This window comes from Bacillus sp. FSL W8-0920 (genome assembly GCF_038593215.1).
GTDB classification, from domain to species: Bacteria; Bacillota; Bacilli; order Bacillales; family Bacillaceae; genus Bacillus; species Bacillus pumilus.
Map to the genome: position 1 here is coordinate 2,255,366 of NZ_CP151974.1, position 17,281 is coordinate 2,272,646.

Below are 17,281 nucleotides of genomic sequence, written 5' to 3' on the forward strand. Positions count from 1 at the left end.
AAGGTGTCCCCTCCTTACTTCATCATCATGGTCAGGTTGCCAGCAGTGATAATGACGGTAATGCTTAAAAAGAACATGAGCGACACGACAGCAAGTGCAGCAAAGATATAAAGCACACTTTTTGAAATGACATCAAGGCAGCTGATAATCGGTCCGCCTCCTAATGGCTGAAGAATGGCTGCGGCAAGCTTATATATAAGGGCTAGCGAGAGCACTTTGATCGCAGGGAAAGCGGCAATTGAAATGAGAATAGCAACGCCAACAAGTCCGACCGTATTTTTAAGTAATACAGAGGCACTGATGACGGTATCCGTCGCATCTGTAAACATTCTGCCAAGGACGGGGATGAAATTTCCGGTAATAAATTTGGCTGTACGAAGTGCGATACCATCCGTAACCGCAGCAGATGCACCTTGCACAGAAATGACGCCAAGAAAGACAGTTAAAAAAACGGCTAACCCGCCTATCGCCACATTTCTTAACAGCTGGGCAAGCTGGGTAACCTTGTATTGTTCAGTCAGCGTACTGACAATGCTCAATATCGCTGATAAAAAAATAAGCGGAAGAACGACATATTGAATAAAAACGCCGCTCGTATTCATTAAAAATAAAATAACAGGATGAAAGAATCCGGCTGAGACAAGCCCGCCTGATGAAGCAATCAGTGCTAATAACAGAGGAATAAGAGCAAGAATAAAACTGGTCATCGTTTGAATCGCTTCTGTTGCATAAGAAATCGCCACATGAAAGCTGTTGAGTGCAATAATGATCAGCACCATATAAACAAGTGCGTATGCGACTTTACTGACAGTGCTTTGTTCAAATGCATTCTGCAAAAGCTGTAAAAGCGAACAAAAGATGGTGAGTAAAATCAGTGTACCAAGGAGCTTTCCGTTTGCGATGACCTCGTGAAAAAGATAATGAACAAAGGCTTTCAGCCATGTCTGGGGAGACAGCTCTTTATCGCCATCAATCATTTCCTTCACTGTTCCTTTTTGGCTTTCTGGCAGAAAGCCGCCATACTCGTCCAATATGGTTTCCCAAAAGTCACTAATGGAATGAAGCTCAAGTGCATCAGCCTGTCCAGTTGCCACTTCTTCTGCTGCTGGTGCTTCATTTGATAACGGCTCTTTTTCTTCTGCACCTGCGTGCGGAGCGAACAGCCAGAAGAAAAGCATCAGTCCCATAACAGCTGTCACCCGTTTCATTGTCATCACCTCTTTTCAATTAAGTCATGGACGGGATCATACCTAAGATGGTCTCAATGATGACTGTTAAAATGGGGACTGCCATGACCAAGATGAGAATTTTGCCGCCAAGCTCTATTTTTGATGCAATGGCGCCTTGTCCAGCATCTTTTGTCAGCTGGGCGCCGAATTCCGCAATATAGGCAATGCCGATAATTTTTAAAATGGTTTCAACATACTTCATATTGACGCCGGCACTTGCCGCAATTTTTTCTATCATCGAAATAATGGCATAGATTTGATCTATTAAATAAAGAAAGATCACACACCCTGTAAATACAACAAGCATAAAGGCGAAGGTTGGCTTTTGTTCTTTGACGATTAATGCTAAAAAAGTAGCGATTAAACCAAGTCCAACAATTTGTATGATGTCGATTTGTAAGCCCTCCCCTATCCTTGAAATAGAAATACGGCTTTAATCTTTTTAAACAAATCATCTACAATGGTTGCCACCATAAACAAAATGTAGATAAACCCAAGCAGCGTGACCCACTGAGCGTACTCCTTTTTCCCCATTTGATCTAAAATCGTATGGAGGAATGCCACAACGATGCCTACTCCCGCAATTTGAAAAATGACGTTTACATCAACGCCCATGCTCTCGACTCCCTTCCTCTCACATCAATAAAAGAATCAGTAGTAATCCGCATAAAAATCCGAGGCTTCTGACCATTTTTTCATTTTTGGCTTGGGCGATTTCAGCTTCCTTCTCCTCCGATTCCAAATGACCTAAAGCAAGCTTGATATATTTTTGCTGAGACGTGACATCATGCTGGCCAAGTGTTTCTCCAAAGTGCTTCAGTGCCTCATATTCGCCTTTTTTTAAGACGGTTTTTTTCCAAACATCCTCAAGACTCTCATTCCATGCATGCCGTGCGGAAAAGGTTCCGACTTTCAGCTTTTCTGCAAATTGTTCAAATAACCGATTCACAGGAGGACCTACTTGCGACGCAATTTGCTCTGCTGCACGCGCTAGCGGTGTTTGACCATACATAATTTCAGCTTCAAGAGACTGGAGCGCAAACCGGAGCTGCCGAATTTGTTTCGGCCGGTCGCTATATCGTTTGGCAAACTCGAACCCTCCCCAAGTCGTAGCCGCGACAATCAAGATAGCGCCAATGAGCTTTAACATACGTCCACTCCCCGCCTCCATTTCATCTCTTTTCCGCCTTGGTCATATATCCGCCCGATCGTGCCGGGACCGTCCTTGCGATTTAATTCAACATAACGTTCAAACACTCGAAGCTCCCATAACGGCTTCAATGATGGACGTTTATACACATTTTCAAGTGAATAGCCATGAACGGAAACGATAATGGTGACTCCGGCATGAATCGCTTCTAAAAGTGCCTGCACATCCTCGCTTTTTCCGATTTCATCGACGATCATGACCTCTGGACTCATAGACCGAATCATCATCATCAAGCCCTCAGCCTTTGGACATGCATCGAGCACGTCAACCCGGTGTCCAAACTGGTGCTGCGGCACCCCTCTTATACACCCAGCGATTTCTGAACGCTCATCTATAATGCCTGTTTTTTTAGGAGGAATTGCTTTTGTGCCTGTACTAGCCAGTCTTGCTATATCCCGCAACAATGTCGTTTTCCCTGTTTGCGGTGGACCGATGATCAGTGTATTGCACCAGTGCTCGTCATATAAATAGGGAAGAAAGGGAAGCGCAATCCCGACTTTTTCTTTTGCGATGCGGATATTAAAAGAAGAGATATCTCTTAATCCTTTGACAATGCCGTTTTCAACGATCACCTTTCCTGCAAGTCCCACCCGGTGTCCGCCTGAAATGGTGATGTATCCTTGCTTTAGCTCTTCTTCAAGTGTGTACATACTATAATTGCTCAGCCTGCCTAATAGCTGAGACGCATCTTCTCCTGTTGTGCGATAAGAAAGAAAGCGCGGTTTTCCTCTTTGCATTAATTCAATAGGACGATCCGTGCGAATGCGGATTTCTTCTATTTGATCCCATTCTGCTTCTTTTAGCAGTCTAAGTTCTTGTCCAATCGAGTGCGGGAGAATATCCAACAAACTCCGCAACGAATTCCCCTCCTTTTTTTCTTCTCTAAAATGTATGATGGGAGACGTTAATTATGCCAAGCCGTTTTACTTATAGATCCCAACAAGAATAAATACGACACCAATGAAAATAAAGACGAGCTTGGCATAGGATAACTGCCCTGCGATTTGATAGATTCCAATCGTCATTGTGATAATAAAAATGAGCGGCCCAATGATCGCCAATATACTATTGATGACAACCGCTTTTCGAACGTCATTTGTGACTAAAATGAGGATGGCGGCCGTCAGTTCAATCGCTGCCGATAAAAACCTCATGCCTGCCATCGCAGCGACTGATGGATGTAGACCTGGGAGAAATTGTTTCATATAGAACCTCCAGCTTTTTTTACACTATATGCTTGTCTAGCTGGAAGTAGTCTTGTTTTTCAGGAAGGAAAAGAGATGAATGAGAGAATTGAGAGAAGGCCTGCCTTTTGGGGAGTCTTACATGTTTTACAATAAAAAAAGACTGTAAACACGAGGTTTACAGTCTTTCTTCGTTCATTACGCTCTTGACACGTATGAACCGTCTGATGTATTAATGACTAGTTTATCTCCTTGGTTCACAAAGAAAGGAACGTTGACGATTAAACCAGTTTCTGTTTTTGCAGGTTTTGATCCGCCTGATGTTGTGTCGCCTTTAATACCAGGCTCTGTTTCTACTACTTCTAGTTCTACCGTGTTTGGAAGTTCTACTCCAAGTGTTTCAGCACCGTACATCACAATATGAACCGACATATTTTCTAGCAAATATTTCAGCTCATCTTTAATTTGTGTTTCACTTAGTTCAAGCTGCTCATAAGAACTTGTATCCATGAAGACATGCTGGTCGCCATTTGCATACAAGTATTGCATTGTTTTTGTTTCGATTTGAGCTTTCGCTACTTTTTCGCCTGCACGGAATGTTTTTTCTTGAATAGCACCAGTACGCAGGTTACGCAGTTTCGAACGAACAAACGCTGCGCCTTTCCCTGGCTTTACGTGTTGGAAATCCACTACACGCCAAATACCGCCGTCCACTTCAATTGTCAGGCCTGTACGAAAATCGTTTACTGAAATCATTTTGTCATCCTCCTACATTTCACCATCATAATATGATAAGTTCTTTCGGTGAGTGGGTCAATCGTTTATTGCCGTCAGCTGTCAGGACAATATCATCCTCAATTCTCACGCCGCCGACATCCGGTAAGTAAATTCCCGGCTCAACTGTCACGACCATTCCTTTTTCTAAGACGACCTCTGATCGTGAGGAAAGGCCCGGCGCTTCATGCACTTCCATCCCTAGCCCGTGGCCAGTTGAATGCCCGAAGTATTGACCATAGCCATACTTTTCAATGATGTCACGTGTGATGCGATCAGCTTCTTTTCCTGTTAAGCCAGGCTTGATTCTATCCACACCAGCGTTTTCTGCTTCTAATACGATATGATAAATTTCCTTTAGCTTATCGCTCGGTGTGCCAACAGCGATCGTTCTTGTCATATCAGAGCAATATCCTTTATAGTAAGCACCGAAATCGAGTGTGACTAAATCACCAGATTCAATCACCTTTTCACTCGCTCTTCCGTGCGGCAGGCTTGAACGAACACCTGAGGCGACAATCATATCGAATGAAGATCCTTCAGCGCCTTCTTTTCTCATGAAAAATTCAAGCTCGTTCATGACAGCAATTTCCGTCAAGCCCGGCTTGATGTAAGTGAGAATATGATCAAAGGCGTGATCTGCAATCTTCGCAGCTTCCTCTAATATCTTAATCTCTTCACTAGACTTAATCAAGCGCAACTTTTCAACTGATTCTGAGACCGGAACAAGCTCAATATCACCTGCTTTACCTGCATACTGCTGGTAAGTGGCAAATGTCATATGGTTTTGTTCAAACCCAAGGCGTTTGATCCCAAATTCCTTTGCCGTTTGAGCTGCGGTTTCTACGATGTTTCCTTTATGTTCAATAATGTCGAAGCCTTTTACTTGGTCCTTCGCTTGCTCTGTATAACGGAAATCCGTGATAAAAGCTGCCCGGTCCTTTGAAACAACGGCGAGACCGGCTGAGCCAGTAAAGCTGGTCATGTACTGTAAATTAAAGCTGCTCGTAATGACTAGACCATCGATCTCTAATTCAGATAAAAGTGTTCTTAACTTTTCAAGTTTCATGATACTGCTCCCCCTTCACTCACTAAATAACGAATCGCCAATTTATACCCTTCTAAACCAAGACCAACGATTTGCCCTTGGCATACTGGAGCAAGTACAGAATGATGGCGGAATTCCTCTCTCTTATGAACGTTTGAGATATGTACTTCAACGACGGATAAAGAAATACTTGCAATGGCATCTCTCAGGGCATAGCTGTAGTGTGTAAAAGCCCCCGGGTTAAACACGACTCCATCGTACTGGTCTTCTGCTTCGTGGAGCGCATCAATCAAATCTCCTTCGTGATTTGATTGAAAGAACGTTAACTGGATATTGGCTCTTTCTGCAAACTGGAACAAATCTGTCTCTAAATCTGTCAGCGTCTTACTTCCGTAAACAGCCGGCTCTCTTTTGCCAAGCCTATTTAAATTGGGCCCATTCAGTACAAGAAAATGAGGCATACAACCACTCCTTCACCCTAATTCAATCTATATCGAGATCTGTTTCTTTTTCCTTAGAAACCTTTCGTTTCCAAAAATATTTTATCATATGAATAGGTGATTTACACTTTATTCTGTCTTTTTCCCGAGTGCCCTCGCAAGCTTTTGACTCGTTAATTCATTATATTCAAACGAAATACTGTATCCGACAAACATACCGTATAAAATATATAGGCAAAATGTCGTGACGATGGTGCTTTGCTGCAAATCCTGGACTTGCTTTACATCTGGGAAAATGGGATTAAATACGTAAAAAACGAGCAGCCATAAAAGCGCGCCATATATCAGCCCCATCCAATAGCCTTTGATCCGTTTCAAAAGCCCATAATAAATAAAGGCTGCTCCGATCGATAAAACCCCTAAAAGCACAATGCTGATAAAAGTACCAAGTCCGCCCTTTTTCCACTCTCCGAGCACAAAAGGCTGAAGGAGCATATTGGGACTCACCTCTGAGAAATGAAACATATGGGTCAGAAACCCGATAAAGCCCCAAAAAACACCGCCAACAAAGCCTGTCGCAGCTGCTCTTGCCAATAGCGATGACGTTTGTACAGACTGATTGTTCTCTTCTTGGTTTTTCTTTTCATCACGTTTCATTTGTGAACACCTCCAGCAAGTAGTATGTCCAAAATGTCATAAAAAAAAAGGATTTCCATCCGTGAGTGTAAAATTTTTATAACAGGGTATACTGGCTAAAAAGAGGTAGATAGAATTCTAGTAGATAATCGACCTGTGCGCTAGTGATTTCCCCTCATTTCCTGTACAATAAAGGTATAAGGAAATGCATGTAAATTACAGGAAACAGGCAGGTTGATGAAATATGTCCAATCAAACAAAACCTCCAGCATATGGAGGGCAGGCAGTTGTCGAAGGTGTCATGTTCGGAGGTAAAAAGAACTATGTGACAGCGATTCGGCGTAAGGATCAGTCCATTGAGTTTTTAAAGCTTCCCCGGACCTCCAATAAACGAACCGCCTTTCTCAAGAAAATCCCCTTTGTCAGGGGTGTTGCTGCACTTGTTGAAGCAAGCGCAAATGGCAGTAAGCACTTGAACTTCTCCAGCGAGCGCTATGACTTAGATCCTTCAGAAGATCATACTCTTGAAAAAGAACAAAAAAGCTCGAAATTATCTATGATTTTCGGCATTGCTGTGATCGGAGTTCTCTCTCTTCTCTTTAGTAAATTTGTCTTTACCCTAGTACCTGTCTTTTTAGCTGAACTTGTGCGGCCCGTCTTTTCAGGGAATTTCGCACAAATCGCAGTGGAAACATTCTTTAAACTGGTCCTGTTATTAGGCTATATTTACTTTATTTCCATGACCCCTTTAATTAAAAGGGTATTTCAATATCATGGCGCAGAACATAAAGTCATAAACTGCTATGAACAGAATCTTGACATCACAGTGGAAAATGTCCAAAAACAATCACGGCTTCATTATCGATGCGGTAGCAGCTTTATTTTATTCACTGTCATTGTCGGAATGTTCGTCTATTTACTCGTACCGACAGATCCTTTATGGGTGAGAGTTCTGAATCGCTTGGCGCTCATTCCGGTTGTTCTCGGCATTTCATTTGAAGTGCTTCAGCTTACGAACAAACTCCGAGAAGTGCCTGTGCTGAAAGCGCTTGGCTATCCTGGCCTTTGGCTGCAATTGCTCACAACAAAAGAACCCTCTGACGATCAAGTCGAGGTAGCCATTGCAAGTTTTAATGAACTTCTTCGTTTAGAGGAAGCGTCTCTGAAACAAGCGTCAGATTCTGCTCATCAAGTGATCTAACTTATAAATCCGGTAAATTCCTTCGGAGGTGGACAGTTATGAATCGCCGAGTACATCCTGCTTTTACCATTATTTTCGCTTTAGGTGTTTTGGGATTTGTGTATTTACTCACAACGAATCCAGGCAGACTTTTTACAATGCTGCTATCAGTTGTGATCATTGGAGCGGTTATGTTTTTCCTATTTAGATGGCTGATGAATCGAAGAACTGGAACAGAAGGCAATCTTTATCGTAAAGCAGTCAAACAATCAAAACGTCGCTACCAGCAGCCTAAACCAAAAACGAAAAGCCAGATGAAAAATCGGGTCACTCATTTGCGAAGCGTGCCGACTGACCACAAGTCTAAGCCCGTCCTTCTCAAAAAGAAAAGCCAAACACAGTTAACTGTGATTGAAGGCAAGAAAAACAAAAAGAAGAATCGCGCTTTGTTTTAAAATGTCCAGCTTTTTAAAAATTGCTCGGCCTTCTGTCTACCTAGATCGACGAGCGCCTTTTTCTTTTCTGTCATCAGCTGAAAATCAGTGGCAATGACGTGTTCCACTGGAATAAAAATAACATGACGTTCGTGTTTTGTGGCAATGTGTCTTTCGTCATGAGCACCACGCATCGTTTCAAAAAGAGCGCCAAACAGTTCAAACGCATTGCGGATGGAGTGTTGAGGGCGTTCTTTTTCGTTTGGGGTTAATGTGACACCGACGAATGGTCTTTTTTTCTCTTCGGCAAACAACCAAATTGGAAAATTGCTAAGCACGCCTCCATCCACAATGGTACAAATGCCTTTTGATGACTTTAGTTTGACAGGCTCGAAAAAATACGGCAGACTGCAACTCATCCGGATTGCCCTTGCAACAGAAAAGCGCTCTGGATTTAAGCCGTATGAAGGAAGGTCGTCTGGCAGAACGAGGATTTTCCCATTTGTTAAATCAGAGGCAACAATTTTCAGCGAATCTTTTTTGAGATCCCCAAATACGGTGACCCCCTTTCGTTTCAACACATCTGTCAGCCATTTTTCCAGCCGGTCGCCTTTGTACAGACCGAGGCGCCAGTAAATGGAGACCCACCTAAGCATTTTAAACGGAATGAATTGACATCTCCTATCAAGCAAGTGATGTTCATCCATTTCATCTAAAAGCTCCCGAATCTCCTGACTTGTAAAGCCTGCTGCGATGAGTGAAGCAATGATCGCTCCAGCACTTGTACCAGCAAGGCGGACAAATTGATATCCTCTTGCTTCAAGCGCTTCATAGGCACCCGCAAGTGCTGCCCCTTTAATGCCTCCACCTGAGAACACACCATCTATCTTCATCAAGGAGCCCCCTTTGATATCACGCTATTAATAGTGTAAGAGCATATGCTTTCAATTAGAACTTTAATCAAAAAGGACACCCTCAGCATGGGTGTCCTTTTTCTTAAGATTCTTGATTTGTTTGTTCGTTTTTCTTTTGAATCGCTTTCAGCTGAACAGATCGCTCGTCGTTTTCTTCAAAGAATTGAACGAGATCGCCGATGCGGTCAATGCTGTTCCAGCTGAGATGATGTTCAATGCCTTCTACATCATCATAAATTTTCTCTTCGTCTACACCAATGATTCTTAAAAATTGCTCTAGCAGTTCATGTCTGTATACGAGACGTTTTCCAATTTTTTTGCCTTTCGGGGTTAAAATTAGACCACGATACTTCTCATAAATGAGGTATTCATCTTTATCTAGCTTCTGAACCATTTTTGTTACAGAGGAGGGATGGACAGCGAGTGCTTCTGCAATATCAGAGACTCTGGCATATCCTTTTTCTTCTATCAGCATATATATTTGTTCAATGTAATCTTCCATACTAGGTGTAGTCATAAAACCCCTCCATAATGCACCTTTACTTAATAATCATAACAATTCTACACCATCGCCCTTTAAAAAACAAGGAGTGTCCTTTGTCCTAACGCTTGTAATTCCACTCGTCTGAGGCATATTTCGTTTTGGCAAGATGGTGGACAAATGCTAACTCTTCATCTGTCAGCTCATAAGGCACAAGCTCAATATTTAATCCTTTTTCAAATCCTCGTTTAAACGCCACACGCGCATCGTCTATTGTACAAGTTCGGTCTGAGATTTCATTGATGGCGACCGCTTTGTTTTTAAAGCTTCTCTGCATCCGCTCTCTCACACGGTCGTTTGGATAAAGAAATAAATCGAACAGTTTGTCCTCATCAAGGTCAATTAAGATGGAGCCGTGCTGGAGGATCACTCCTTTTTGTCTCGTTTGAGCACTGCCTGCTACCTTTCTGCCTTCTACGACAAGCTCGTACCAGGAAGGGGCATCAAAGCATACAGACGATCTTGGATTTTTTAAGCTTTCTTTTTCTTTATCTGTTCGAGGAATGGCAAAATACGCATCGAGTCCCAGTTCTTTAAAGCCCTCTAAAATGCCTTCTGAAATGACGCGGTACGCCTCTGTCACCGTCGCCGGCATTTCTGGATGTTCCTCTGACACAATCACGCTGTAGGTCAGCTCCTGATCATGAAGAACCCCCCGCCCTCCAGTTGGTCTGCGGACAAACCCAAGGCCATAGCGCTCGACTGCTTCCATGTTAATTTCTTTTTCAACATGCTGAAAATACCCAACAGACAATGTCGCAGGATTCCATCCATAAAAGCGGATGACAGGCGGGATCAGCTTCTCACTATGCCAATAAAGCAAGGCTTCATCCATTGCCATGTTAAAGGCAGGGTCTTGATTTCCTGTATCAATGAAACACCATTTCTCTTTTTGCATATAAAAATCCCTTCTCTTTTACGTAGTCAATGTTAGATGATGGTCATGACCACCGATATTCTCTCTCCATCAGTCTATCAAATAGGGAACGAATTGAAAATAATTCTTACCATTTATGATGACAAGTTTCTTTTGCTTTACTATAATAGTATTTGTCTAAAACGTACCATCAGACAGGCCACTGTGCTGATGCTCAAGAAGGAGTCGAGTTGTATTGTCAATGTTCAACTATATCGTCCTCTCACTTTGTGGACTTTTCGTTCTTTATTCTGTCGGCAGCTACATTTATCAGCAGCGTATTATGAAAACGCTGACGGAAGAAGAATTTATTAAAGGTTACCGCAAAGCTCAACTCATTGATGTGAGAGAGCCAAATGAGTTTGATGGCGGACATATTTTAGGGGCAAGAAACATCCCCCTTTCCCAGCTAAAGCAGCGCAAAAATGAAATTCGTCCTGACAAGCCTGTTTATCTTTATTGCCAAAACAATTTGAGAAGCGGAAAAGCAGCGCAAACTTTACGTAAAAACGGCTGTCGTGAGATTTATAATTTAAAAGGCGGCTTTAAAAAATGGGGCGGCCGCATCAAAACGAAGAACTAACAAAAAAGACTCTGGGAGCATGATCCCCCCTGAGTCTTTTTTCTTTATCTTTCAAAAACGAGAACTGGATTCCGGGCAGCCTTTGTTTCGTCCATTCGTTTGACGACCGTTGTATGCGGCGCTTCCTGCACGACTTCTGGATTCTCTTCCGCTTCTTTTGCAATCTGAATCATCGCTTCGATAAAGGCATCAAGTGTTTCTTTTGATTCTGTTTCAGTTGGTTCAATCATGATGCATTCCTCTACATTGAGCGGGAAGTAGATCGTTGGCGGATGATAGCCAAAATCAAGTAATCGCTTGGCAATATCCAGTGTGCGCACACCTAATTTTTTCTGATGTTTACCTGAAAGGACAAATTCATGCTTACAGTGACGGTCAAATGGCAAATCGAAATGAGTACTTAAGCGGCGCATCATATAGTTCGCATTTAACACGGCATTATCAGTGACAGCCTTTAAGCCGTCTGGGCCCATAGAGCGAATATACGCATATGCTCTGACGTTAATGCCGAAGTTACCATAGAACGGCTTCACTCTGCCAATTGATTCTGGTCGATCATCATCGAAGTAAAAGCGGCCTTCTTTTTTCACAAGCACCGGCTTTGGCAAGTACGGGATCAAATCCTTTTTTACGCCTACAGGACCTGAACCAGGGCCTCCGCCTCCATGTGGACCTGTAAAGGTTTTATGAAGATTTAAGTGAACGACATCAAATCCCATATCCCCCGGTCTTGCTCTGCTCAAAACGGCATTCAAGTTCGCTCCATCATAATAAAGCTTGCCACCAGCTCCGTGAACGACTTCAGCCATTTCTAAAATATTTTCTTCGAATAGGCCGAGTGTATTCGGATTCGTCAGCATTAAAGCCGCAGTTTCTTCATTGACAACACGGCGCAGGTCCTCTAAATCAACAAGCCCATTCTCATCAGATGCGACGGTAATGGTTTCAAACCCAGCCACTGTCGCAGATGCTGGGTTCGTTCCATGAGCAGAATCCGGCACAATGACTTTTGTTCGTTTATGATCTCCTCTTGCTTCATGGTACGCACGGATCATCATGAGCCCTGTCCATTCCCCGTGTGCTCCTGCCGCAGGCTGTAATGTCACAGCGTCCATCCCCGTAATTTCTTCAAGATGATCACCTAGATCATACAGCAATTCTAATGCTCCCTGCACAGTGTCTGCCTCTTGTAGTGGATGGACTTGCGCGAAGCCTGCAAGGCGTGCAACCTTTTCATTAATCTTTGGATTATATTTCATTGTACAAGAGCCAAGAGGATAAAATCCGGAATCGACCCCGTGATTACGTCTTGATAATGCTGTATAATGACGCATAATATCAAGCTCAGATACTTCAGGAAGCTCAGCATCATCATGACGGATATACGTGTCATCAAATAAAGCTGGGATCTCCTGTTCAGGTACATCTAAATCAGGCAGGCTATAACCAATTCTTCCTTCTTTGGATAATTCAAAAATAAGCGGCTGATCTTGTTTATTCATGGCGATCCCCCAATTCCTTCATGAACGTATCAATTTCTTCTTTTGTTCTTAGCTCTGTCACGGCGACAAGCATGTGATGTTGAAGCTCTGAGTAGTCTCTCCCTAAGTCATAGCCGCCGATGATTCCTTTTTCAAGCAATCGTTTATTGGCTTCTTTTACAGGTTCTTGTAATTTGATTACAAATTCATTGAAATGGGCCCCTTCTACATCAGCAAGCAGTCCATATGCTTTTGCCTTCGTCTTCGCATAGTGGGCTTTTTGTACGTTTTGATAGGCAATGTCTTTGATGCCTGTTTTTCCGAGTGCTGTCATGGCAACGGAAGCGGCTAATGCATTTAATGCCTGATTCGAACAAATATTAGACGTCGCTTTATCTCTCCGAATATGCTGCTCACGCGCTTGAAGGGTTAGTACAAACCCACGAACACCATTTTCGTCTTCTGTCTGCCCAACTAAACGACCTGGCACTTTTCGCATCAACTTTTTCGTCACAGCAAAATATCCGCAATGCGGCCCGCCAAACGCTGCTGGAATACCAAACGGCTGCGCATCACCAACGACAATGTCTGCTCCAAGTTTTCCTGGCGGCGTCAGTAACCCGAGTGCAAGTGGATTACTAGAGACAACGAACAAACTTTTCCCTTGATGGGCAATAGGTTCAATGTCTTTTAACGGTTCGACGACACCAAAAAAGTTTGGATATTGCACAAGAACTGCTGCTGTATCTTCGCAGACAGCCTTTTCTAATGCTGCTAGGTCCGTCTGCCCTTTTTTCGCAGGCACTTCAACAACTTCGATGTGCTGTCCTTTGGCATATGTTTTTAGCACGACTCTTGCTTCAGGGTGAACCGTTTCAGAAACAACCACTTTTTTCTTTTTTGTATGCCCAGCAGCTAGCATTGCCGCTTCAGCTAATGCTGTCCCGCCATCATACATCGAGGAGTTAGCAAGATCCATACCCGTCAGCTCAGCAATCATTGTTTGAAATTCAAAAATGGCTTGTAGTTCACCTTGCGAAATCTCCGGCTGATAAGGTGTGTATGCTGTATAAAATTCAGAACGTGAGATGACATGATCCACAATGACAGGCTGGTAATGATCATATACACCGGCACCAAGAAACGATGCATAGGAGACCGTATCTTTATTCTTTGCAGCTAATCGGGATAATTCCCTTACAAGCTCTGTTTCAGATGCGGCTGCTTTAATGTTGTATGCTCCTTTAAATCTCACTTTTTCTGGGATATCTGAAAAAAGCTCATCAATCGACTGAACGCCGATGACATCCAGCATTTCTTTTTGATCTTGCTCGGTTTGCGGCAAATACCTATGCTTCATCCTCTATTCCCCCTCGTTATTTGGCTCTTTTATAAAATGGTGTTGCGACGATTTTCGCTTTTAGACGTTTTTTGCGAACTTGTACTTCTATCTCTGTTCCAAGCTGCGCCTGAGCAGATTCAATTAAAGCAAGCCCGACATTTTTCTTTAATGTTGGGGACTGTGTGCCCGTTGTGACTACCCCAATCTGCTTTTCTCCTGAAAAGACCGGATAGTCTGTGCGCGGAATCCCTTTATCTATCATTTCAATGCCGACAAGCTTTCGCTTCGGCCTTTCTTCTTTTTGCTTCTTGAGCGCTTCCTTGCCAATAAAATTGGCTTCTTTATCCGTTTTGACAGCAAAGCCAATCCCGCCTTCTAATGGAGAGATATCCTTTGATAGCTCCTGCCCATAAAGCGGAAGTCTTGCTTCAAATCTCAAGGTGTCACGTGCACCGAGCCCGCACGGTATTAATCCTTTTGATGCGCCTGCTTTTAATAAAGCCGACCAAATGTGGACCGCATCTTCTGACTGGCAGTAGATTTCAAAGCCATCTTCTCCTGTGTAGCCAGTTCTTGAAACAAGCACCTCTTTTTGAGCAACCACAGCTTTTGATAAAAATGTAAACGGCTTAAGCGATGTCACTTCTTCATCCGCCACATCTTTCATGATGTCAGCGGCAAGAGGTCCTTGAAGGGCTAGCAAAGCGATTTGATCAGAGACATTTTGGATCAATACGTCGTTCTCACCTTGATGCTGAAGCAGCCACTCCACATCTTTTTCAATATTTGATGCATTAATGACAAGCAAATAATCGTTCTTTTCTTTTTGGTAGACGAGCAGATCATCCACTGTCCCGCCATCTTCATAGCACATGGCTGTATATAGTGCCTTGCCGTCTGTCAGCTTAGACACATCATTGGTTAATAACCTTTGTAAAAAAGGAAGGGCATCTTGACCTTTGATTTCCACCTCACCCATGTGAGACACATCAAAAAGCCCTGCCTTTGTTCGAACAGCTTCGTGCTCTTCTTTAATGGAAGAAAATTGGACAGGTAATTCCCAGCCCCCGAAGTCAATGGTTTTTGCGCCAAACGTTTCATACGCATGAAAAAGCGGTGTTCGTTTCAACATCAATCGTTTCCCCCTTTTTTCTTTCAGTGCAGATCACAAGCTGAATTTTCAGAAAAAAATCACAGCAAAAAAGGACAGAGCGCTCCCTTTTATCAAAAAGAAGTCTCTGTCCTTGCACCTGAAAGTTTACAGCACAACATCATTGTGCGTTTTCCCCTTTGGTGGTTTGCTAAAAAAACGATGAGCAAACACTCTCCAGAGTTGCGTCCGGTAAGAGTACTTTTGCCTGAGAGATTCACTGAAACGATTCAGCTTGCTCCTTCGGCGCCTGCCAGTGCTAAATAACCGCCAAGTCTCTCCCCATACCATCATCCGCTCATATTCTTCACATTTATTGGACATACTATCAAAATGGGTGACTTATTTGCTAGATCACTTACCAACATCCTACCATTAGAAACGGATGAAGAGCAACAGAAAAATCATTAACATTTTTTAAATAACCATTCATTATCGTTCGCTTTTATTCAAATATCTAGTCTTTTCAAGACCTCTTAAAAAATGAAGCGTTTAAATACAGAACAATTTTATCCTCAACCTACTAGAAAGGCAGGCGACCACATTGAATATTCAAACGATTTTTGATCAAGAATGGGCAAGTGAATTTCAGCAGCGGCTTGCAGCAGACGGCCCCTGGGCGAACTGGGAAATGTACCGTTTAGCGACGCAGGTCCAAAAAGTCACAGCCATTGATTCATTTGAAGGACTGCAAGCTCCTGCCCATCTGCCTGCATTCACGCCTTTAAAACATCAGCTTGAAGTAGCCAGAAGAGTCGTAGAAGAGATGAACGGAAAAGCCATTTTAGCAGATGAAGTGGGACTTGGAAAAACCGTAGAAGCAGGACTTATTATCAAAGAATACATGATTCGTGGACTTGCCAAAAAAATTCTCATACTCGTCCCCGCCTCTCTCGTATCTCAATGGGTACAGGAGCTGCGGACGAAATTTTATATTGATGCTGTCGAACAAAAAAAGAGCTATGTGTGGGAGCAGTGTGACGTCGTGGTTTCCTCCATTGATACAGCCAAAAGACAGCCGCATCGAGACACTATTTTATCCATTGCCTACGATATGGTCATTATTGATGAAGCACACAAACTGAAAAACAATAAAACGAAAAACTATGAATTTGTGAGAAATCTAAATAAGAAATTCTGCTTGCTGCTGACAGCGACGCCTATCCAAAACCGTATTAGAGAAATATTTAATCTTGTCTCCCTTCTGAAGCCAGGTCACCTAGGGAATGAACATCAGTTTAAAGATGTCTTTGCCAAAAAGGATTTACAGTTAGAAGACCATGACCGTTTAAAACAGCTTGTGAATAAAGTGATGATTCGTAACCGAAGGCAAGACACGGGCATCGAGTGGACAAAACGGCATGTCAAAACGATTTCCATTGATTTCTCTCCGACGGAACAAGCATTATATGATGAAATCTGCAAGCTGAAAGAGAACCCGTCCTATACTAAACATATGTTTTCCATCATGACCTTGGAACGAGAATGCTGTTCAAGCCGCGAGGCGGTCTATATGACAATTAAAAAAATGCAGGAAGATGAAAAACATATCCTTGGATCTTCTGCTATAGCGGAAATTATGGAGAAAATCAATCAAGTGCAGCAAAACACAAAGGCGCTTGAAGTCGTTAGGCTTATTCAACAGTTAAATGAAAAGGTCATTATTTTCACCGAATACCGCGCGACACAAATTTATTTACAATGGTTTCTTCAGCAAAATGGCATCAGCTCCGTTCCTTTTCGGGGCGGCTTTAAGCGGGGCAAAAAGGATTGGATGAAAGATTTATTTAGAGAACGGGCGCAAGTGTTAATTGCTACAGAAGCCGGCGGCGAAGGAATCAACCTTCAGTTTTGTAACCAAATCATCAACTACGATCTTCCGTGGAACCCGATGCGTTTAGAACAGCGGATTGGACGTATCCACCGCCTTGGACAAGAGCGAGATGTCCACATTTACAATATGGCAACTAACGGTACCGTTGAGGAACACATCTTAAAGCTTTTATATGAAAAAATTCAGCTGTTTGAAAACGTCATTGGCGATCTAGATGATATTTTAACGCGAATCGATATCAAAGATGCCGAATCAGAACTGCATCAGATTCTCTTTCAGCACGAATCAGACGGTGACATGAAAAAGAAATTAACTCAGTTTGCTTCCTATTTAACAGAAGCAAAAACACCGCTTTTAGAAAAAAGACAGCAAGGCTCATAAAGGA

At 42.8% G+C, this 17,281-nt stretch carries 20 protein-coding genes and 1 riboswitch; of the genes, 4 read left to right on the forward strand and 16 right to left on the reverse strand.

The genetic code is table 11. The annotated features are described in order from the left end of the window. Positions 1-14 precede the first annotated feature (14 nt). The 10 genes from spoIIIAE to NSS78_RS11365 form a co-directional block, all read right to left on the reverse strand. Positions 15-1,208 (reverse strand): stage III sporulation protein AE, encoded by a 1,194-nt coding sequence (gene spoIIIAE, locus NSS78_RS11320; RefSeq protein WP_003215689.1) that lies wholly within the window; start codon positions 1,206-1,208, stop codon positions 15-17. A 19-nt stretch (positions 1,209-1,227) separates the two neighbouring features. Beyond that, positions 1,228-1,641, reverse strand: a complete 414-nt coding sequence (gene spoIIIAD / locus NSS78_RS11325; RefSeq protein WP_095117840.1) for a stage III sporulation protein AD — start codon at positions 1,639-1,641, stop codon at positions 1,228-1,230. Then, entirely contained in the window at positions 1,638-1,844 is a 207-nt protein-coding gene (gene spoIIIAC, locus NSS78_RS11330; RefSeq protein ID WP_003153142.1) for a stage III sporulation protein AC, read from the reverse strand. The genes spoIIIAD and spoIIIAC overlap by 4 nt, the downstream gene beginning before the upstream one ends. Before the next feature lie 19 nt (positions 1,845-1,863). Further along, complete coding sequence (gene spoIIIAB, locus NSS78_RS11335; RefSeq protein WP_327839410.1) at positions 1,864-2,379, reverse strand: stage III sporulation protein SpoIIIAB; 516 nt, start codon at positions 2,377-2,379, stop codon at positions 1,864-1,866. After that, positions 2,373-3,296, reverse strand: a complete 924-nt coding sequence (gene spoIIIAA / locus NSS78_RS11340; RefSeq protein WP_212045923.1) for a stage III sporulation protein AA — start codon at positions 3,294-3,296, stop codon at positions 2,373-2,375. Before spoIIIAA ends, spoIIIAB begins: the two co-directional genes overlap by 7 nt. A gap of 66 nt (positions 3,297-3,362) precedes the next feature. Next, on the reverse strand, positions 3,363-3,644 hold the full coding sequence (locus NSS78_RS11345) for a YqhV family protein (RefSeq protein ID WP_050943774.1): 282 nt from the start codon (positions 3,642-3,644) through the stop codon (positions 3,363-3,365). A 177-nt stretch (positions 3,645-3,821) separates the two neighbouring features. Further along, complete coding sequence (gene efp, locus NSS78_RS11350; RefSeq protein ID WP_003215497.1) at positions 3,822-4,379, reverse strand: elongation factor P; 558 nt, start codon at positions 4,377-4,379, stop codon at positions 3,822-3,824. Positions 4,380-4,404: 25 nt separating this feature from the next. Next, a complete protein-coding gene (locus tag NSS78_RS11355; protein WP_170966016.1) occupies positions 4,405-5,469 on the reverse strand; it encodes a Xaa-Pro peptidase family protein in 1,065 nt (354 codons plus the stop codon). Then, positions 5,463-5,906 carry a type II 3-dehydroquinate dehydratase gene (aroQ, locus tag NSS78_RS11360; protein ID WP_003215787.1) on the reverse strand — a complete coding sequence of 148 codons (444 nt, stop codon included), beginning with the start codon at positions 5,904-5,906 and terminating at the stop codon, positions 5,463-5,465. The genes NSS78_RS11355 and aroQ overlap by 7 nt, the downstream gene beginning before the upstream one ends. A 108-nt stretch (positions 5,907-6,014) precedes the next feature. Further along, positions 6,015-6,542, reverse strand: coding sequence for a YqhR family membrane protein (locus tag NSS78_RS11365; protein ID WP_212045922.1), 528 nt, complete (start codon positions 6,540-6,542; stop codon positions 6,015-6,017). Between the two features lie 223 nt (positions 6,543-6,765). Between NSS78_RS11365 and NSS78_RS11370 the strand changes: the two genes are divergently transcribed. Beyond that, on the forward strand, positions 6,766-7,722 hold the full coding sequence (locus NSS78_RS11370; RefSeq protein ID WP_212045921.1) for a DUF1385 domain-containing protein: 957 nt from the start codon (positions 6,766-6,768) through the stop codon (positions 7,720-7,722). Between the two features lie 38 nt (positions 7,723-7,760). Further along, entirely contained in the window at positions 7,761-8,156 is a 396-nt protein-coding gene (locus tag NSS78_RS11375) for an SA1362 family protein (RefSeq protein ID WP_003215754.1), read from the forward strand. Here the strand turns inward: NSS78_RS11375 and NSS78_RS11380 are convergent. The 3 genes from NSS78_RS11380 to NSS78_RS11390 form a co-directional block, all read right to left on the reverse strand. Then, entirely contained in the window at positions 8,153-9,028 is an 876-nt protein-coding gene (locus NSS78_RS11380; protein ID WP_003215585.1) for a patatin-like phospholipase family protein, read from the reverse strand. The two genes, NSS78_RS11375 and NSS78_RS11380, sit on opposite strands and share 4 nt — an antisense overlap. A 103-nt stretch (positions 9,029-9,131) precedes the next feature. Then, complete coding sequence (mntR, locus tag NSS78_RS11385; protein ID WP_003215946.1) at positions 9,132-9,566, reverse strand: transcriptional regulator MntR; 435 nt, start codon at positions 9,564-9,566, stop codon at positions 9,132-9,134. An 85-nt stretch (positions 9,567-9,651) separates the two neighbouring features. Then, entirely contained in the window at positions 9,652-10,488 is an 837-nt protein-coding gene (locus tag NSS78_RS11390; RefSeq protein WP_003216009.1) for a biotin/lipoate A/B protein ligase family protein, read from the reverse strand. 220 nt (positions 10,489-10,708) lie between these two features. Between NSS78_RS11390 and NSS78_RS11395 the strand changes: the two genes are divergently transcribed. Then, positions 10,709-11,089, forward strand: a complete 381-nt coding sequence (locus NSS78_RS11395; protein WP_034620482.1) for a rhodanese-like domain-containing protein — start codon at positions 10,709-10,711, stop codon at positions 11,087-11,089. A 44-nt stretch (positions 11,090-11,133) separates the two neighbouring features. Here the strand turns inward: NSS78_RS11395 and gcvPB are convergent, their stop codons facing one another. From gcvPB to gcvT, 3 genes are read right to left on the reverse strand one after another with little or no spacing between them, the layout of a single operon-like run. Next, positions 11,134-12,591, reverse strand: coding sequence for an aminomethyl-transferring glycine dehydrogenase subunit GcvPB (gene gcvPB, locus NSS78_RS11400; protein WP_212045918.1), 1,458 nt, complete (start codon positions 12,589-12,591; stop codon positions 11,134-11,136). Further along, the gene (gcvPA, locus tag NSS78_RS11405) at positions 12,584-13,930 is read right to left on the reverse strand and encodes an aminomethyl-transferring glycine dehydrogenase subunit GcvPA (protein WP_212045917.1); all 1,347 of its coding nucleotides are present in this window, start codon (positions 13,928-13,930) and stop codon (positions 12,584-12,586) included. Before gcvPA ends, gcvPB begins: the two co-directional genes overlap by 8 nt. Positions 13,931-13,946: 16 nt before the next feature. Further along, positions 13,947-15,044, reverse strand: a complete 1,098-nt coding sequence (gene gcvT / locus NSS78_RS11410) for a glycine cleavage system aminomethyltransferase GcvT (protein WP_212045916.1) — start codon at positions 15,042-15,044, stop codon at positions 13,947-13,949. 204 nt (positions 15,045-15,248) lie between these two features. After that, positions 15,249-15,356: riboswitch (glycine riboswitch) on the reverse strand. 250 nt (positions 15,357-15,606) lie between these two features. Between gcvT and NSS78_RS11415 the strand changes: the two genes are divergently transcribed. Beyond that, the gene (locus NSS78_RS11415; RefSeq protein ID WP_327839411.1) at positions 15,607-17,277 is read left to right on the forward strand and encodes an SNF2-related protein; all 1,671 of its coding nucleotides are present in this window, start codon (positions 15,607-15,609) and stop codon (positions 17,275-17,277) included. The last annotated feature ends 4 nt before the right edge of the window (positions 17,278-17,281 follow it).

Bases quoted from the DNA above. Each gene is read 5' to 3' on its own strand.
- NSS78_RS11345 (WP_050943774.1), bottom strand. From the start codon at position 3,644: ATGAAACAATTTCTCCCAGGTCTACATCCATCAGTCGCTGCGATGGCA.
- gcvPB (WP_212045918.1), bottom strand. From the start codon at position 12,591: ATGAATAAACAAGATCAGCCGCTTATTTTTGAATTATCCAAAGAAGGA.
- NSS78_RS11380 (WP_003215585.1), bottom strand. From the start codon at position 9,028: ATGAAGATAGATGGTGTGTTCTCAGGTGGAGGCATTAAAGGGGCAGCA.
- NSS78_RS11365 (WP_212045922.1), bottom strand. From the start codon at position 6,542: ATGAAACGTGATGAAAAGAAAAACCAAGAAGAGAACAATCAGTCTGTA.
- NSS78_RS11370 (WP_212045921.1), top strand. From the start codon at position 6,766: ATGTCCAATCAAACAAAACCTCCAGCATATGGAGGGCAGGCAGTTGTC.
- NSS78_RS11395 (WP_034620482.1), top strand. From the start codon at position 10,709: ATGTTCAACTATATCGTCCTCTCACTTTGTGGACTTTTCGTTCTTTAT.
- spoIIIAE (WP_003215689.1), bottom strand. From the start codon at position 1,208: ATGAAACGGGTGACAGCTGTTATGGGACTGATGCTTTTCTTCTGGCTG.
- mntR (WP_003215946.1), bottom strand. From the start codon at position 9,566: ATGACTACACCTAGTATGGAAGATTACATTGAACAAATATATATGCTG.
- spoIIIAB (WP_327839410.1), bottom strand. From the start codon at position 2,379: ATGTTAAAGCTCATTGGCGCTATCTTGATTGTCGCGGCTACGACTTGG.
- efp (WP_003215497.1), bottom strand. From the start codon at position 4,379: ATGATTTCAGTAAACGATTTTCGTACAGGCCTGACAATTGAAGTGGAC.
- aroQ (WP_003215787.1), bottom strand. From the start codon at position 5,906: ATGCCTCATTTTCTTGTACTGAATGGGCCCAATTTAAATAGGCTTGGC.
- NSS78_RS11375 (WP_003215754.1), top strand. From the start codon at position 7,761: ATGAATCGCCGAGTACATCCTGCTTTTACCATTATTTTCGCTTTAGGT.
- gcvT (WP_212045916.1), bottom strand. From the start codon at position 15,044: ATGTTGAAACGAACACCGCTTTTTCATGCGTATGAAACGTTTGGCGCA.
- gcvPA (WP_212045917.1), bottom strand. From the start codon at position 13,930: ATGAAGCATAGGTATTTGCCGCAAACCGAGCAAGATCAAAAAGAAATG.
- NSS78_RS11390 (WP_003216009.1), bottom strand. From the start codon at position 10,488: ATGCAAAAAGAGAAATGGTGTTTCATTGATACAGGAAATCAAGACCCT.
- spoIIIAC (WP_003153142.1), bottom strand. From the start codon at position 1,844: ATGGGCGTTGATGTAAACGTCATTTTTCAAATTGCGGGAGTAGGCATC.